General features: G+C 61.5%; 15 protein-coding genes. 4 read left to right on the top strand and 11 right to left on the bottom strand.

Features of this window, described 5'->3' with window-relative positions:
* Nucleotides 1-6 precede the first annotated feature (6 nt).
* The 5 genes from B0G81_RS21430 to B0G81_RS21450 all read right to left on the bottom strand — a co-directional run bounded on the left by B0G81_RS21430 (nucleotide 7) and on the right by B0G81_RS21450 (nucleotide 5,532).
* Entirely contained in the window at nucleotides 7-1,176 is a 1,170-nt protein-coding gene (locus tag B0G81_RS21430) for an ABC transporter ATP-binding protein (protein WP_106283407.1), read from the bottom strand.
* A gap of 18 nt (nucleotides 1,177-1,194) precedes the next feature.
* On the bottom strand, nucleotides 1,195-2,145 hold the full coding sequence (locus B0G81_RS21435) for a branched-chain amino acid ABC transporter permease (protein WP_012434109.1): 951 nt from the start codon (nucleotides 2,143-2,145) through the stop codon (nucleotides 1,195-1,197).
* A 230-nt stretch (nucleotides 2,146-2,375) separates the two neighbouring features.
* The gene (locus tag B0G81_RS21440) at nucleotides 2,376-3,575 is read right to left on the bottom strand and encodes a branched-chain amino acid ABC transporter substrate-binding protein (RefSeq protein WP_134138270.1); all 1,200 of its coding nucleotides are present in this window, start codon (nucleotides 3,573-3,575) and stop codon (nucleotides 2,376-2,378) included.
* A gap of 539 nt (nucleotides 3,576-4,114) precedes the next feature.
* Nucleotides 4,115-5,074 (bottom strand): 4-hydroxy-3-methylbut-2-enyl diphosphate reductase, encoded by a 960-nt coding sequence (gene ispH, locus B0G81_RS21445; protein ID WP_134138271.1) that lies wholly within the window; start codon nucleotides 5,072-5,074, stop codon nucleotides 4,115-4,117.
* A gap of 2 nt (nucleotides 5,075-5,076) precedes the next feature.
* Entirely contained in the window at nucleotides 5,077-5,532 is a 456-nt protein-coding gene (locus tag B0G81_RS21450; protein WP_106283410.1) for a peptidylprolyl isomerase, read from the bottom strand.
* 165 nt (nucleotides 5,533-5,697) lie between these two features.
* On the opposite strand from B0G81_RS21450, the gene radC reads away from it, so the two are divergent.
* From radC to nadB, 4 genes are all read left to right on the top strand, one after another.
* Nucleotides 5,698-6,477 carry a DNA repair protein RadC gene (radC, locus tag B0G81_RS21455; protein ID WP_134138272.1) on the top strand — a complete coding sequence of 260 codons (780 nt, stop codon included), beginning with the start codon at nucleotides 5,698-5,700 and terminating at the stop codon, nucleotides 6,475-6,477.
* Nucleotides 6,478-6,719: 242 nt separating this feature from the next.
* A complete protein-coding gene (rpmB, locus tag B0G81_RS21460) occupies nucleotides 6,720-6,953 on the top strand; it encodes a 50S ribosomal protein L28 (RefSeq protein ID WP_012434114.1) in 234 nt (77 codons plus the stop codon).
* A gap of 10 nt (nucleotides 6,954-6,963) precedes the next feature.
* Nucleotides 6,964-7,131, top strand: a complete 168-nt coding sequence (gene rpmG / locus B0G81_RS21465; RefSeq protein WP_007180630.1) for a 50S ribosomal protein L33 — start codon at nucleotides 6,964-6,966, stop codon at nucleotides 7,129-7,131.
* Between the two features lie 245 nt (nucleotides 7,132-7,376).
* Entirely contained in the window at nucleotides 7,377-8,975 is a 1,599-nt protein-coding gene (gene nadB, locus B0G81_RS21470; RefSeq protein ID WP_134138273.1) for an L-aspartate oxidase, read from the top strand.
* 91 nt (nucleotides 8,976-9,066) lie between these two features.
* On the opposite strand, the gene nadC is transcribed toward nadB, so the two are convergent.
* The 6 genes from nadC to purN all read right to left on the bottom strand — a co-directional run bounded on the left by nadC (nucleotide 9,067) and on the right by purN (nucleotide 15,975).
* Nucleotides 9,067-9,966 (bottom strand): carboxylating nicotinate-nucleotide diphosphorylase, encoded by a 900-nt coding sequence (gene nadC / locus B0G81_RS21475; protein WP_134138274.1) that lies wholly within the window; start codon nucleotides 9,964-9,966, stop codon nucleotides 9,067-9,069.
* Entirely contained in the window at nucleotides 9,966-11,105 is a 1,140-nt protein-coding gene (gene nadA, locus B0G81_RS21480) for a quinolinate synthase NadA (RefSeq protein ID WP_134138275.1), read from the bottom strand. The genes nadC and nadA overlap by 1 nt, the downstream gene beginning before the upstream one ends.
* 130 nt (nucleotides 11,106-11,235) lie before the next feature.
* Nucleotides 11,236-12,432 (bottom strand): fatty acid desaturase, encoded by a 1,197-nt coding sequence (locus B0G81_RS21485; protein WP_106314174.1) that lies wholly within the window; start codon nucleotides 12,430-12,432, stop codon nucleotides 11,236-11,238.
* A gap of 202 nt (nucleotides 12,433-12,634) precedes the next feature.
* Nucleotides 12,635-13,990, bottom strand: coding sequence for a mechanosensitive ion channel domain-containing protein (locus B0G81_RS21490; protein WP_134138276.1), 1,356 nt, complete (start codon nucleotides 13,988-13,990; stop codon nucleotides 12,635-12,637).
* Nucleotides 13,991-14,065: 75 nt separating this feature from the next.
* Nucleotides 14,066-15,325, bottom strand: a complete 1,260-nt coding sequence (locus B0G81_RS21495) for an RsmB/NOP family class I SAM-dependent RNA methyltransferase (RefSeq protein ID WP_134138277.1) — start codon at nucleotides 15,323-15,325, stop codon at nucleotides 14,066-14,068.
* Nucleotides 15,322-15,975 (bottom strand): phosphoribosylglycinamide formyltransferase, encoded by a 654-nt coding sequence (purN, locus tag B0G81_RS21500; protein WP_106283417.1) that lies wholly within the window; start codon nucleotides 15,973-15,975, stop codon nucleotides 15,322-15,324. The genes B0G81_RS21495 and purN overlap by 4 nt, the downstream gene beginning before the upstream one ends.
* Nucleotides 15,976-16,036: the final 61 nt, after the last annotated feature.

Below are 16,036 nucleotides of genomic sequence, written 5' to 3' on the forward strand. Positions count from 1 at the left end.
CGGTGCTTAGGCGCGCACCGGCTTCTTGCCGCTGCGCTTCGACAGTTTCGCGATCTTGTCTTCATGCTTGGGCGACGGCCACAAGCCTTCCGAGCGGTACAGCATGATCAGCACCATCGCGAGTGCGTAGACCAGCTGACGGATCACTTCCGTATCGACGATTTCATGGCCGAACACCATGTTCTGCAGCGGGCCCATCGTCGAGCGCAGGAATTCCGGCAGCACCGCGAGCAGAACCGCGCCGAGAATCACGCCCGGAATGTGGCCCATGCCGCCCAGCACCACGCACGCCAGCACCACGATCGACTCCGGCAGCGTGAACGATTCCGGCGACACGAAGCCCTGGAACGAGCCGAACATCGCGCCCGACAGGCCGCCGAACGACGCGCCCATCGCAAAGGCCAGCAGCTTCACGTTGCGGGTGTTGATGCCCATCGCCTTGGCGGCGATTTCGTCTTCGCGGATCGCGGCCCACGCGCGGCCGATACGCGAGTGCTGCAGGCGCGTACACACCCAGATCACCAGCAACGCGGCGAGCACGAACAGGTAGTAGTACGAGTACACCGACGGGAACTGGAAGCCGAACAGCGAGTGCGTTTGCGCGAGGCTGAAGTCGCCGACGTGCACCGGGTCGATCCCCGTGATCCCCTTCGGGCCGTTGGTAATGTTCACCGGACGGTCGAGGTTGTTCAGGAAGATCCGCACGATTTCCCCGAAGCCCAACGTCACGATGGCGAGGTAGTCGCCGCGCAGACGCAGCGTCGGTGCGCCGAGAATCACGCCGAAGAACGCGGCGACGGCCATCGCGCACGGCACGATGATCAGGAACGGCACGTGCAGGCCATTTGGCGCGAGATGCGCGATCCACTCGAACTGCGAGGACAGATGCGGCGAACTCAGCAGCGCGGACGTGTAAGCGCCGACCGCGTAGAACGCGATGTAGCCCAAGTCCAGCAGGCCGGCGAAACCGACCACCACATTGAGGCCGAGCGCGAGCATCACGTACAGCATCGCGAAGTCGAGCACGCGGACCCAGTAGTTGCCGCCCGCGGTGCCGATGATCATCGGTGCCGCGATCACGAAGATCGCGGTGATGATGCCGACGGTTAGCGTCTTCGTCAGGTTCTTTTCAGGGATGAGCGTCGTGGACGGCTCGATCGGTTGAATTGAGGTCATGTCTGTTTTCTCCCGGGATCAGGCGCGATCCGCAACACGTTCGCCAAGCAGGCCCGACGGACGGAACACCAGCACGATGATCAGCACGATGAAAGCGAACACGTCCTGATAGTTACTGCCGAACACACCGCCAGTGAGGTTGCCGATATAGCCGGCGCCCAACTGTTCGATCAGCCCAAGAATCACGCCGCCCACCATCGCGCCGCCGAGATTGCCGATACCGCCGAGCACCGCTGCGGTAAAGGCCTTCAGGCCGGGGATGAAGCCCATGTAGAAGTGTGCGTTGCCGTATTCCGACGCGATCATCACGCCGGCCAATGCGGCGAGCGCCGAGCCGATCATAAAGGTGGCCGAGATCACGAAGTTCGGGTTCACGCCCATCAGCGAGGCATTGCCCGGGTTTTCAGCGATAGCTCGCATCGCGCGGCCGAGCTTGGTCTTGTGGACCAGCAGCAGCAGGCCGCCCATCACGAGGAACGCCACCACGATGATCACGATTTCAGTCATCGAGATCACGGCGCCAGGCGTCGTGTCGGTGGCCTTGATCACGTTCAGCGGGTCGGTGGGCAACAGCTGCGGGAACGGCAGCGGGTTGCGCGACCAGATCATCATCGCGAGGGTTTGCAGCAGGATCGACACGCCGATCGCGGTGATCAGCGGGGCGAGACGCGGCGCTTTGCGCAACGGCCGGTAGGCCACGCGCTCGATCGTGTAGCCGACCGCCGCGCACACAATGGCCGCGATGATCAGCGCGATGATGAGCGTCGGCACATTGCCGAGGCCGGGGAAGTGGTTCTGAAGCACGCCTATGGCTGAAAGCGCAACCATCGCGCCCACCATCAACACATCGCCGTGAGCGAAGTTGATGATGCCCAGGATGCCGTAAACCATCGTATAGCCCAGTGCGATGATGGCGTAAACGCTGCCAAGCACCAGCCCGTTGAGGACCTGCTGGATGAAAATATCCATTTAATGCTCCTTAGCCCGTGCGACTGGATTCGCGTTCTTCATCAGCCGGTGGGCGGTGATGCGGTACGCCAATCTCAACGGCACTGCGGGTACTGATGTAAAAGACCGGTAAGGGTTATCCGCTGCCGGTTCACCTTGGCGACTGGATGACAGTCGCGGGCTTGCCTTCGGCGGATGCAAAAACGGCACCGTTGGGTGGTTTCGGTGCCGTCAGGCTGAACGTCCCGTCATCACATCTTCACGACGTCGAGAACCGCTTTTTTGCCGTCCTTGAAGTCGTAAAGCGTAATGGCGCCCTCTTTCAAATCACCCTTGTCGTCGAACGCGATGTGACCGATTACCCCGTTGTAATCAGTCGACGGCATCGCAGCCAGCACCTTGGGCGCCTCGATCGAATTAGCGCGCTTCATTGCATCGACAATCACGTACACAGCGTCATACGTGAACGGCGCGTAAATCTGCACCGGTGTGTGGAAGCGGTCCACGTACTTCTTTTCGAAGTCCGCTCCCTTGTCCATTTTCGAAAGCGCAAGTCCCGCCTCCGAACAGACCAGGTTTTGCACGGCGGTTCCCGCCAGCTCACCCACCTTGTCGGTACACACACCGTCGCCGCCAAGGATTTTTGCCCTGATACCGAGCGCCGCCGCCTGTTTGGTAAACGGCCCGCCCGTTGCGTCCATGCCGCCGAACATGATCACGTCCGGCTGAACACGCTTGATCTTTTTAAGGACGGCCTGAAACTCCGTAGCCCTGTCATTCGTGGTTTCGCGCGCAACGATCTTTGCCCCGCTCGCCTGCACTGTCTTCGCGAACTCGTCGGCCAAACCCTTGCCGTAGACGCTCGAGTCGTCGACGATCGCAATGCGTTTCGCGTTGAGCACTTTCGTTGCGTAATTGGCAAGCGCCGGCCCCTGCTGGGCATCGGTCGCCACCACGCGATAAGTCGTCTTGAAACCTTGTTGCGTGTACCCCGGGTTCGTCGACGACGGCGAGATTTCCAGGATCCCGGCATCGCTATATATCTTGGACGCCGGGAACGAGACGCCAGAATTCAAGTGGCCGACCACGGCGACGACATGATCGTCGACGAATCTTTCAGCGACCGCCGTGCCCGTTTTCGGGTCCCCGGCGTCATCTTGCGCGTCGAGCTCCAGCTGGATCTTGCGGCCGTCGATAGTCAAACCCTGGGTGTTGATTTCATCGACCGCCAAACGCGCGCCGTTTTCATTGTCTTTGCCAAGATGAGCAATGGGCCCGGTCAACGGGGCCGCATGACCGATCTTCACGACAGTCGCTTCGCTCGCCGGCGCCGCCGCGACCGTAGCCGCCGACGCACCCGCTCCCGCCTCGCCATCCTGTTTCTTGCCGCACGCGGTCAACATCGCAACCGCGGCCGCGATGGACACGGCGTAAGCAAATCTGACTCGCATTAAGTAGGTCTCCCGCACCTTCCAGAAACTATCGTTCAGGGCCCTAAGGCCTTGAGAACGCGCGCATTGTAACTCCAATTTTGCGACGGGCAATATTGTTGAACCGGCAGGGTTTTCCTGCATTGCAACCTTATTTTGAGAGCGAAATCCCCTAAAAGGCGCAACCCGGTTGCGATAGTTTTCCGTGCATCAGTTGCACCAGCGTCGCACCCAATGGCATCAAGTGTTGCGGCGAATTCCGCCGAGCCCCGGTTACAGCACGCTTCGCCTTAGGTATTACGTTTTAGTGAGTATGGCGACACACGCACTATCTTAGTGCGTCAAAAAACCGCCGACTGCTTTAAGTCATATAAAACGGGGCCGCATCACATATAAATCTATAAAAAACCGGATCACTTTTCAAAAAAATTTGTGCGTGCAGACGCCAAAACCAGCACTTTCTTGTGATCTGGCACTTTATTCTGGATAAGCTTGATGACGGCTGGAGATAAAAAAAGCGCGCCCTCGGGCGCGCTTTTCTTTCAGCAGTTGGCAGATTGTCAGGCCGGCAAACCCAACCCGCGCGGCAACGGAAACGCGATGTTTTCCTCGATGCCGTCCAGCGCGCGCACGTTGCGCACGCCGAGTTCACGCAACCGGGCGATCACCGCCTGCGCCAGCACTTCCGGCGCCGAAGCCCCGGCCGTCACGCCGATGCGGCGCTTGCCTTCGACCCAGACCGGATCGATCTGATCGGGCGAGTCCACCATATAGGCACGCACGCCAAGCTTTTCGGCCAGTTCGCGCAGCCGGTTGGAATTCGAACTATTTGGACTGCCGACCACGATCACGACGTCGCACTGCGGCGCCATGAACTTCACCGCATCCTGACGGTTTTGTGTGGCGTAGCAGATGTCCTGCTTCTTCGGCTCGCGGATGGCCGGGTATTTGGCCTTCAACGCGCCGATGATCTCGGCGGCGTCGTCGACCGAGAGCGTGGTTTGCGTAACGAAGGCAATCCGCTCGGGATCGGCCAGTTGCAAGGCCTGCACGTCTTCGATGTCTTCCACCAGATGCATGCCCTCGCCCGCCTGCCCCATCGTGCCTTCGACTTCAGGATGGCCCTTGTGGCCGATCATTACGATGTCGAAGCCGTCCTGACGCATCTTCGCGACTTCGATATGCACCTTGGTCACGAGCGGACACGTCGCGTCGTACACGCGCAACCCGCGCGACTCGGCTTCCGAACGCACGGCCTTCGACACGCCGTGCGCGCTGAAAATGACGGTATTGCCGGCCGGCACTTCCTCCAGCCGCTCGATGAAGATCGCGCCTTTTTTGCGCAGATCCTCGACGACGTAGGCGTTATGGACGATTTCGTGACGAACGTAGATCGGCGAGCCGTGCAACTTGATGGCTCGCTCGACGATCTCGATAGCCCGGTCGACGCCGGCGCAGAACCCGCGCGGCTGCGCCAGCAGGATCTCGGTTTCAGCAAGAGTCGTATCCGTGGTGCTCATGTTTACAGAATCCCGATGATTTTCACTTCAAACGCCAGCGCCTGGCCGGCAAGCGGGTGGTTGAAATCGAACAGAGCCGAGGTTTCACCGACTTCTTTCAGGACGCCGGCGTAGCGGCCGCCGCCCGGTGCGTTGAATTCGACCAGGTCGCCCGGCGAAAAATCCTCCCCGATCATGCTGTTTTCCCGCAGCGTGGCCAGCGACACGCGCTGGATCAATTCCGGATTGCGGGGACCGAACGCCTGCCCCGGCGTTAGCTGAAAGGTCGAATGGTGGCCCACCTTCAAACCAAGCAGAATATCTTCCAGCGGCGGCGCCAGTTGGCCCGCGCCCAGCAGCAGCGTGGCCGGTTTGTCGTTAAATGTATTGATGACTTCGGCGCCATCGGCAAGGGAAAGCCGGTAGTGAAGCGTCACATGTGAACCGGGTTTCACTTCGGAAATGTCGATGATGCTCATGCAATGCTCGCTCAGTCGAAGCGCGCTGCACGCGTGCGCCGCTGGCGCAGTCGACGCGTGTGGCAAACCGTCGGGTGCCGTGCGCAAAGCGTCTATTGTAAGCCACATGGCGAGCGGCGGCTTGCGTCGTGGCGCCCAGAACCCGAAGCGGAGGACACTCTATATATGGCAGATGACGCCACCCTGTTTGACGAGGCAGCCCTCGAGGCGCCCGCCACCGAGTCGCAGCCGCCCAAGGGAACGGCTTGCGGCGCACCATCGCCCTCGCCGCTTCTGCGGGGCAAATGGCTTAAAGACGATATGCCGCGCGAGCGGTTGCTGAAAAAAGGTCCCGGCGCGTTGTCGGATACCGAAATGATCGTGCTGATACTCGGCTCCGGCCTGCCCGGTCACGACGTCTTCAGCGTCGCGCGTGAGTTGCTGGACCGTTTTGGCTCGCTGCGCGCCATGCTCGACGCGACCTACACGGATTTCGACGGCCTGCGCGGCATCGGCCCGGCGAAAAAAGCGCAATTGCTCGCCATCATGGAAATGGCGCGCCGTTCGTTAGTGGACAAGCTGCGCTCGCGCTCGCTGTTGAATTCACCCGAAGCCGTGGAAAATTACCTGCGTCTGCGCATCGGCGGGCGTCCGCTGGAGGTTTTCGTCTCGCTCTTCCTTGACGCGCGGCATCGGCTGATACACTGCGAGGAAAGCGCGCACGGCACGCTCACGCGCATGGCCGTGTATCCACGGGAGATCGTGCGGCGCGCGCTGAGCCTGAACGCGGCCAGCCTGATCGTCGCGCACAATCACCCATCCGGCGCCGTCCAGCCGAGCGCAAGCGACCACCGTCTGACGCATACGTTACGCGACGCCCTGACACTGATCGACGTGCAACTGATCGATCATCTGGTTGTCGGCGTCGACAGCGTTTACTCGTTTGCCCGCGCCGGCTGGCCGTGAGAAGGCGCGAATCAGGGTCGCGCAGATGCCACGGCGGGTCCGGCATCGCAAATAAGGTTTGATTTTGCGGCTTTTTTTCCGCTATAATTCCGGTTTGCCTATTTCCAACCCCCTGTTCCGAAGCCACCAAGGCGTTCCGGAAAGGAAACGTGCCTAGAGTTGTGTCAACAAGCTCAGCGCGAGTCTTTTCGGGAAACTTTCACGGCGTTCGAACTCAGAATTAGCGTATTAGGAGTGCTCTCATGGCACGCGTATGCCAAGTAACTGGGAAAGCGCCGATGAGCGGCAACAACGTTTCCCACGCGAACAACAAAACCAAGCGCCGGTTCCTGCCGAACCTGCAAAGCCGCCGTATCTGGGTGGAAAGCGAAAACCGTTTCGTGCGTCTGCGCATTTCGAACGCTGGTCTGCGCTTGATTGACAAGAACGGTATCGACTCCGTGCTCGCAGATCTGCGCGCACGCGGCGAAGCCTAAGGAGTAAATCATGGCAAAAGGCGCACGCGACAAGATCAAGTTGGAATCGACCGCAGGCACGGGTCACTTCTACACGACGACGAAGAACAAACGCAACATGCCGGAAAAGATGCTGATCAAGAAGTTTGATCCGGTCGTCCGTAAGCACGTTGAGTACAAGGAAACCAAGATCAAATAAATCTTGGCTCCTGCCTGACGAAGGCAAAGACATGCAAAAAGCCTCGCATTCGTGCGGGGCTTTTTTGTTTTCGGCGAGCACTTGTTTTTGCATGTGTGCGGCTGTCGATGCATATTCGCTCAACAAATAGTCTTATGCCATTCGGCCAGCTTTCCCTCATCCATTGTGGCGCGTATCCTTTCTCGTTTTAGCGGCGAGCGAATGGCACGCCGTCACCGCAAAACGAAAAGACGGAGATGTAGGCAATGGAATTCGATGTGGCGATTGTCGGTAGCGGTCTGGCTGGTTTGAGCGTCGCGCTCAATCTGGCGGAAACACGTCGTGTAGCGGTGGTCGCCAAGCGATCGATGACTGAAGGCGCAAGCGACTGGGCGCAAGGCGGCATCGCCGCAGTTCTGGATTCGGCGGATAGCATCGAAAATCACGTACGCGACACGCTGATCGCCGGCGGCGGTCTTTGCGACGAAGCAGCCACGCGTTTCATTGTCGAACATGGTCGCGCGGCGATCGAATGGTTGATCGCGCAAGGCGTGCCGTTCACCAAAGACGACGCCGCCGAGCTCGGCTTCCACCTCACGCGCGAAGGCGGCCATAGCCATCGCCGGATCATTCATGCGGCAGATGCAACCGGCCATGCCGTGGTGGCCACGCTCAGCGAGCGCGTGCGCCGCCACCCGAACATCACGCTGCTCGAAGATCACTACGCCATCGACCTGATCACGTCCGACCGCCTCGGCTTGCCGGGTCGGCGTTGTCACGGCCTGTACGCGCTGGATCTGCAAAGCGGGCGCACAGTCACGATCGAAGCACCGCATACCGTGCTTGCCACCGGCGGCGCGGGCAAGGTCTATCTCTACACCACGAATCCCGACACTGCGACGGGCGACGGCATCGCGATGGCGTGGCGGGCTGGTTGCCGCGTGTCGAACATGGAATTCATCCAGTTCCATCCGACCTGCCTGTTCCATCCGTATGCAAAATCATTCCTGATTTCAGAAGCGGTGCGCGGCGAAGGCGGCATTCTCAAATTGCCGGACGGCACGCGCTTCATGCCGAATCACGACGAACGCGCTGAACTCGCGCCGCGCGATATCGTCGCGCGGGCGATCGACTTCGAAATCAAGAAGCGCGGCATCGACTGTGTGTATCTCGACATTAGCCATCAGTCGCCCGAATTCTTGCGCGAACACTTCCCGACGATTCTGGCGCGCTGCCAGGAATTCGGCATCGATATCACCAAAGAAGGCATTCCGGTCGTGCCGGCCGCACACTACACGTGTGGCGGCGTCGTCACCGATCTGGCCGGCCGCACGGATCTCGCGGGCCTCTACGCGGTCGGCGAGACGTCATGCACGGGCCTTCATGGCGCGAACCGGTTGGCCAGCAATTCGTTGCTGGAGTGCCTCGTGATCGGCCTCTCCGCGGCGCAGGCTATCGAAGAAGAAGGGTTTAGTGCCGCCGTCCACGCCCCGCTGCCGGACTGGGACGAAAGCCGCGTGTCCGATCCCGACGAAGAAGTCGTGGTCGCGCACAACTGGGACGAACTGCGCCGCCTGATGTGGAATTACGTCGGTATCGTACGGACCGACAAGCGGCTCGCGCGAGCGAAGCACCGGATCGCCCTGCTGCGCGACGAGATCCACGAGTATTACGCGAACTTCAAGGTGAGCCGCGACCTGCTCGAATTGCGCAATCTGGTCGACGTGGCTTCCCTGATCGTCGAAGGCGCGCGTTCGCGGCGCGAGAGTCGCGGCCTGCACTTCAGCCGTGACTGGCCGGCGACCTTGCCCAAGGCGCTGCCGACCGTGCTTTCGCCTGAGCATGTGCGCAATCGCAACGTGTGATCGAGACAAGCTGAAACGAAAAGGCCATCGCCGAAATGATCCGGCGATGGCCTTTTGTCCGATTGGACATGAATGGTTGCGAGCCTGGGCGTCAGACGATTCGCATCGAGTAATCCGTTGCGCGGACGTCTTTGGTCAGCGCACCGATCGACACGCGATCGACGCCGGTTTCCGCAATCGTGCGCACCGTGTCGAAGTTCACGCCGCCCGATACCTCCAGCACTGCTCGCCCCGCCGTGATGTCCACGGCATCTCGCATGGCATCGAATGAGAAATTGTCCAGCAGAATGGATTGCGCGCGATGAGCCAGCGCCGTTTCCAATTGCTCGAGCGTCTCGACTTCGATCTGGATCGACACGCCAGCATTCAGCGCCAGCGCCGCGTCCATTGCCGCGCCCACACCGCCGGCCGCGGCAATGTGGTTTTCCTTGATGAGAATACCGTCGTACAGCGCGAGCCGTTGGTTCGCTCCACCGCCCACGCGCACCGCGTACTTCTGCGCGAGCCGCAAGCCCGGCAAGGTCTTGCGCGTGTCGAGAATGCGCGTTCGCGTATGCGCGACGGCATCGACATAGCGGCGCGTCGCGCTCGCCACGCCCGACAGTAATTGCAGGAAGTTCAGCGCGTTGCGTTCCGCGGTCAACAACGCGCGAACGGGGCCGCGCATTTCACAGACCGTTGAATTGGCCGACATCAGTTCGCCTTCGCGATAACGCCACTGGACTTCGATACGCGGATCGACCTGGCGCATCACCGCTTCAAACCACGGCACCCCGCACAGCACCGCATCTTCGCGCACGATGATGCGTGCATCGCGCACGTCGTCCGCGGGAACGAGGCGGCCCGTCTGGTCACCCGCGCCGATATCTTCGGCCAGTGCATCGGTCACGTTGCGCGCCAGCGCGGCGTCAAACGCCGCGCCGTATTGCGCGTAAATTTCAGCGAACAGCGGCGACACCGCTTCGAGCTTGTTGCCTTCTACCGCGCCCATTAAGCCGCCCCCACATTCGAATACAGTTGCGTGTCGCGCGCGAGATCGCCGCTTGCCCGCACGCGCTTCTTATGGCGCGCCGCGAAGTCCAGCATCCGGTCGATCGGCAAACGCGCCCGCTCGCCGATCGCACGATCGACGAAAATTTCGTTGTGGCCGCGCTCGAGCACCTCGGCCAGATTCGCGAGGCCGTTCATTGCCATCCACGGGCAATGCGCGCAGCTCTTGCAGGTCGCGCTGTTGCCGGCCGTCGGCGCGGCAATCAAGGTCTTGCCGGGCGCGGCGAGCTGCATCTTGTGCAGAATGCCGAGATCGGTCGCCACGATGAAGTGCGTCGCGTCGAGTTTTTGCGCCGCGTCGATCAACTGGGTGGTCGATCCCACCACGTCCGCTTGCGCGACCACATTAGCCGGCGACTCCGGGTGCACCAACACTTTGGCGCCCGGATATTCGGCGCGTAGCAGGTCGAGTTCGATACCTTTGAACTCGTCGTGCACCAGACACGAACCTTGCCACAGCAGCATGTCCGCACCGGTCTTGTTCTGGATATAGCTGCCCAGGTGCCGATCCGGCGCCCAGATGATCTTTTCGCCGCGCGCGTGCAGATCAGCAACGATTTCCAGACCGATCGACGACGTCACCATCCAATCCGCACGCGCCTTCACCGCCGCACTCGTGTTCGCGTACACGACCACCGTGCGGTCCGGGTGCGCGTCGCAGAAAGCGGAGAATTCGTCGGCCGGGCAGCCGAGATCGAGCGAACAGGTCGCATCGAGATCCGGCATCAGAATGCGCTTGTCGGGACTGAGGATTTTTGCCGTCTCGCCCATGAAGCGCACGCCCGCGACGACTAGCGTCTGCGCAGCATGATCGCGCCCGAAGCGCGCCATTTCCAGCGAGTCGGCCACGCAGCCGCCGGTCTCGTCGGCCAGTTCCTGCAATTCCGCATCGACATAATAGTGCGCGACAAGCACCGCTTTCTCGCGCTCGAGCAATGCGCGGATACGTGCCTTCAGCGCTACCTTCTCTTCCGCCGACGGCATGTCCGGCACCTTCGCCCACGCCTGCCCGATTCCGCAGGTCGTGCCCTGCGCCTGCGGCCGGTCGTATTCGACGGTCCTGATCGCCTGCTGATCCATGATCTCCTCTGCCTTCGCTCTGCCGCCGCGGACTGTCAATCGCGTGTCGTTGCAGTTTCCGCGGCCCAAAAAGCAAAACCCCGCCAACGCGGGGTTTTGTGACGTACAGAGATTTTAATGGATTTCGCTATCAGGCATAACGACGCAGTCGCATCGCAAACTCTTGCAGCGCTTTAATACCGCTCTGCTCAGCGCGGTGACACCAGTCCTGCAACTGGATCAGCAACTGATCGCGCGATGCATTCGAGCGCTCCCACATGGCGGCGAGCTCATTGCGCATGTCGATGTAGGTCTTGAGCTTCTGGCTGTTCGCGAAGATTTGCGGCAGCTGGCGTTTCTGCGGCTCGTCCAGACCTGCTTCTTCTTTGTGGAACCAGCTACGCGCACCACGCATGACCTGATACTTCTCGCGCGCGCCGACTTCCTTCAAATGCGCCAGTTCCTGACGATAGGCGCGCTTGAGCGCCTTGCCGTAACGCGCCATCACTTCGTAGCGGTTGGCCAGCACGGCTTGCAGCGTGTCCTGATCGAGCACCAGCTTGCCGGTGGTCAGACGCGGCGTGGGCGCGACCTTCTTCACCTTGGCCAGACGGAATGCCGACATGATGCGGATATACATCCAGCCAATGTCGAACTCGTACCATTTGTTCGACAGCTTGGCCGAAGTCGCATACGTGTGGTGATTGTTATGCAACTCTTCACCGCCGATGATGATGCCCCACGGGAAGATGTTGGTGCTCGCATCCGACGAGTTGAAGTTGCGATAGCCCCAGAAGTGCGCGAGACCGTTCACTACGCCGGCGGCCCAGAACGGGATCCACACCATTTGCACGGCCCAGATGGTCAGACCGACGACGCCGAACAGCGCGACGTTTAGCACCATCATCAGGCTCACGCCGAGGATCGGGTACTTGGTGTACACGTTGCGTTCCATCCAGTCGTTCGGCGTGCCGTGACTGAACTTGCGCATGGTTTCTTCGTTTTTCGCTTCGACGCGATACAGTTCCGCGCCTTCGAGCAGCACCTTCCAGATACCGCGCGTTTGCGGGCTGTGCGGATCTTCTTCGGTCTCGCACTTGGCGTGGTGCTTACGGTGAATCGCGGCCCATTGGCCGGTCAACATGCCCGTGGTCATCCACAGCCAGAAACGGAAAAAATGACTGACGATCGGATGCAGCTCCAGCGCGCGGTGCGCCTGGCAGCGATGCAGATAGACCGTCACGCCGATGATCGTGATGTGCGTCGCGATCGCCGTGTACAGCACAAGTTGCCACCACGAGAAGTGCAACAGACCGTGGGCAAGGAAGTCGAGCAAAGAATTCAACAAGGCAATTTACCTGTGGAACGAGAGACACGAGACACACGCAAAATGCGCGCGTCAAGAAAGTGAAAGCATACAGCGGGATTGGACGGTATTCTACTTGAAGCGTTCCAAGTGTTTGTAACAAATAGGGATTTTTTGTGCGGGATCAACAGATGGAACGCGCAAAAGGTCTCCGATAGACCCGTCGGCGCGCGTAGAGTGCCCGTCAGCGGGTGCTGTCGGACGGATTGACTGCCGCGGCGGTCATTGTTACCGACTGCGGCATAACGTCGCTGACATTGCCGACGATTCGAACTTCGCGTTGCGCGAACGGAATGGCGATGTCGTGTTCGGAGAACAGACGCCAGATATTGCGGTTGACCGCCGAGCGCACGCCCGAAGTGCCGGTCGCCGCATCCTCGATCCAGAAGCCCAGTTCGAGGTTGATACCATCCGAGCCGAAACCCGCCAGATACGCCGTCGGCGCCGGCTCCTGCAGCACCCGCGGCACGCCCTGCGCGGCTTGGGCAAGCAGGGTCATGGCCTGGTCGACGTCGCACGTGTAGGCCACCTGCACGGCCGCCTTCGCGTGGCCGCGCGTCAGGTAAGACGACTGGTTCTGCACCACGTCCGTAATCAGCTTTTCGTTCGGAATCAGCGTTTCGATGCCGTCCAGCCCGCGCACCACCGTGTAGCGCGTGCGGATCTGCGTCACCATGCCTTGCAGACCGCTTACGTTGATCGTGTCGCCGATACGCAGCGAGCGGTCGATCAGGATGATGAAGCCCGACACATAGTTGCTCGCGATCTTCTGCAGGCCGAAGCCGAGCCCGACACCCAACGCGCCGCCGAACACGCCCAGCACGGTGATGTCGATCCCGACCAGCGACAGGCTGATCAGCACCGCCGCCAGCACGAACGCCGCCCGGCCGACCCGCGCCACCACGACCTTCAGGTTGGCGTCGAGCGTCTTCGAGCGCATCAGGCGGTCTTCGAACGTGGCGCCGAGCCACATCGCGACGATCATCGTCACGCACACCCACAGCAGACCCGAGATGAGCGAGAGCAGCGTCAGATGCGCGTTGGCGACGCTGAAATGCACGCCGGCCGCCCACGCGACAACGTCGTCCTGAATGCCCATGACTGTGAGCACCATGCCGACCCAGACTACCGCCGAGACGATTTTCTCGACGAGGAAAAGCAGCGGATGCGTCTCGCCGTCGTGACTGAAAACCCGTCGCGCGAAGAAAAATACGATGTAAATCAAGCCGATGCCAAACAGCGGCACCAAAGCCAGATCGAGCAGCGCGGTGTGCATGAACTGGCCGGTGATCGACCGTGCAAGCCACACGAGGACCGCGCCGATCAGCGGAAAGAACGCGCGATTCAGGCTTTCCGCGCCGAAGCGCAGTGTCTGGTAACGCGTCTGGCGGCGTAGATCCAACGCGCGGCGCAACACGCTCGCGAGCAGCCAGGCGCCCGCGAGGGTCGCGGCCAGCACGCCGACCTGCCACAGCATCACGGGCTGACCGAAGTCGCGCCCGAGGTCGCTGAACATATGAGGGAAGAGACGGTTTTGCATGATGTCGCCGCAATCGCCGACGCACGGACAGGTTGATGAATCGAACCCGGATGCGCCGGCAAAAGCCTGTTGCGCTTAGCTCTGGCGTTCCAGCACGGCGGCGAAGAAGCCGTCGGTCGCGTGGCGGTGCGGCCACAGCGACAGGTAATCGCCCATTTCCAGATCGATACGCTGCTCGGCCAGGACGTCGCGCGCAGGCACCAGAGCGAAATCCGGATGGTCGGCGAGGAATTGCTGCACCACGGCTTCGTTTTCCGCTTCCAGGATCGAGCAGGTGGCATAGACGAGCCGCCCGCCCTTTTTCACCAGCCGCGCCGCACTGGCCAGAATCGATGCCTGCTTCGGCGCCAGTTCGGCCACCGATTCCGGCGACTGGCGCCACTTCAGATCCGGATTACGGCGCAGCGTGCCCAAGCCGCTGCACGGCGCGTCGACCAGCACGCGGTCGATCTTGCCGGCGAGCCGCTTGATCTTGGCGTCGTGTTCGCTGTCGATCAGCACCGGGTTCACGTTCGACAGACCACTGCGCGCAAGCCGCGGCTTGAGCTTGGCGAGACGCCGCTCGGAGATATCGAAGGCGTACAGCCGTCCGGTGGAGCGCATTGCCGCGCCCAGCGCCAGCGTCTTGCCGCCTGCGCCGGCGCAGAAGTCGACGATCATCTCGCCGCGTTTGGGCGCGACCAGCGAGCACAGCAACTGGCTGCCTTCATCCTGCACTTCGACCCAGCCGTGCTGGAACGCGTCGAGTTTGGTGAGCGGCGGCTTGCCGACCACGCGCACGCCGAACGGTGCGAACGGTGTCGCGCCGCCCTCGATGCCGGCCTTCGACAGCGCGTTCAACACGTCGTCGCGGCTGGCCTTGATCGGGTTTGCGCGCAGATCCAGCGGCGCCGGGTAGTTCAGCGCCGCGGCGAGTTGCGCCAGTTCGGCGGGTTCGAAACGCTTGGCCAGCGCCTGATAAATCCAGTCAGGCAGATTCAGGCGAATCCGCAGCGGCAGGCTTTCCGGGTCGATCTTCGACACATGTTCGAGCCAGCTCAACTCCTGTTCCGACACGAACGGCTTGAGCGCATTGCGCCCCGCCGTCTGCATCAGGCCGAGCAATGCCATGCGGCGCGCCGGGCTGCCCGCGCCGCCTTCGGCCAGATGGGCGAACTCCATCCGGCGGCGCAGCACCGCGAAAACGGCCTCGGCGATCACGCCGCGCTCGCCGTGCCCGAGCTTCGGATGAGCGCGGAAGAAACGGCTGGTGGTGGCATCGGCCGGGCCGGTCAGTTTTAGGACTTCAGCCAACAAAGTCTCAGTTTGTCCAATCAAAAAACCATGCAATCTCATGCGCCCTCTCCGGCGGTGTGACCGGCAAAGAGCCATTGCGGCTCCGGCGGCGTAAGCGTGACGCGCAGGCCGTCCAGAGCAAGGCGCCCTTCGACGAACCAGCGCACCGCGCGTGGATAAATGATGTGTTCGGTTGCCAGCACGCGTTCGGCGAGCATGGCGGGGGTGTCGCCCGTCTCGACGGGCACCGCCGCCTGCGCGACGATCGGCCCGTGATCCAGTTGCGACGTCACAAAATGCACGGACGCGCCGTGCAGCCGCACGCCCGCGTCGAGCGCCTGCTGATGGGTTTTCAGGCCCGGAAAGCTCGGCAGCAGCGACGGATGCACGTTCAGCATGCGCCCGGCGTAATGATCGACGAAACCGGCCGTCAGCACCCGCATGAATCCAGCAAGCACGACCAGGTCGGGCGCAAAACTATCGATTTGTTCGGCCAGCGCGGTGTCGAAGCTGTCGCGGTCGGGAAACTGGCGGTGGTCGACCACCGCCGTGGCAATGCCGTGCGATGCCGCGAACGCAAGGCCCGCGGCATCAGGACGGTTGGCAATCACGGCGGCGACTTGCGCCGGCCAGGCCTCGTTCGAGCAGGCTCGAACGATGGCTTCCATGTTGCTTCCCCGTCCGGAAATCAGGATGACGAGTTTTTTCATCCGCGGATTTTATCATTCGGGGACACCGAAACCGCGACGCGCCGCCGTCCACTGCGCTGAA

Source organism: Paraburkholderia sp. BL6665CI2N2 (assembly GCF_004366535.1).
Lineage (GTDB): Bacteria > Pseudomonadota > Gammaproteobacteria > Burkholderiales > Burkholderiaceae > Paraburkholderia.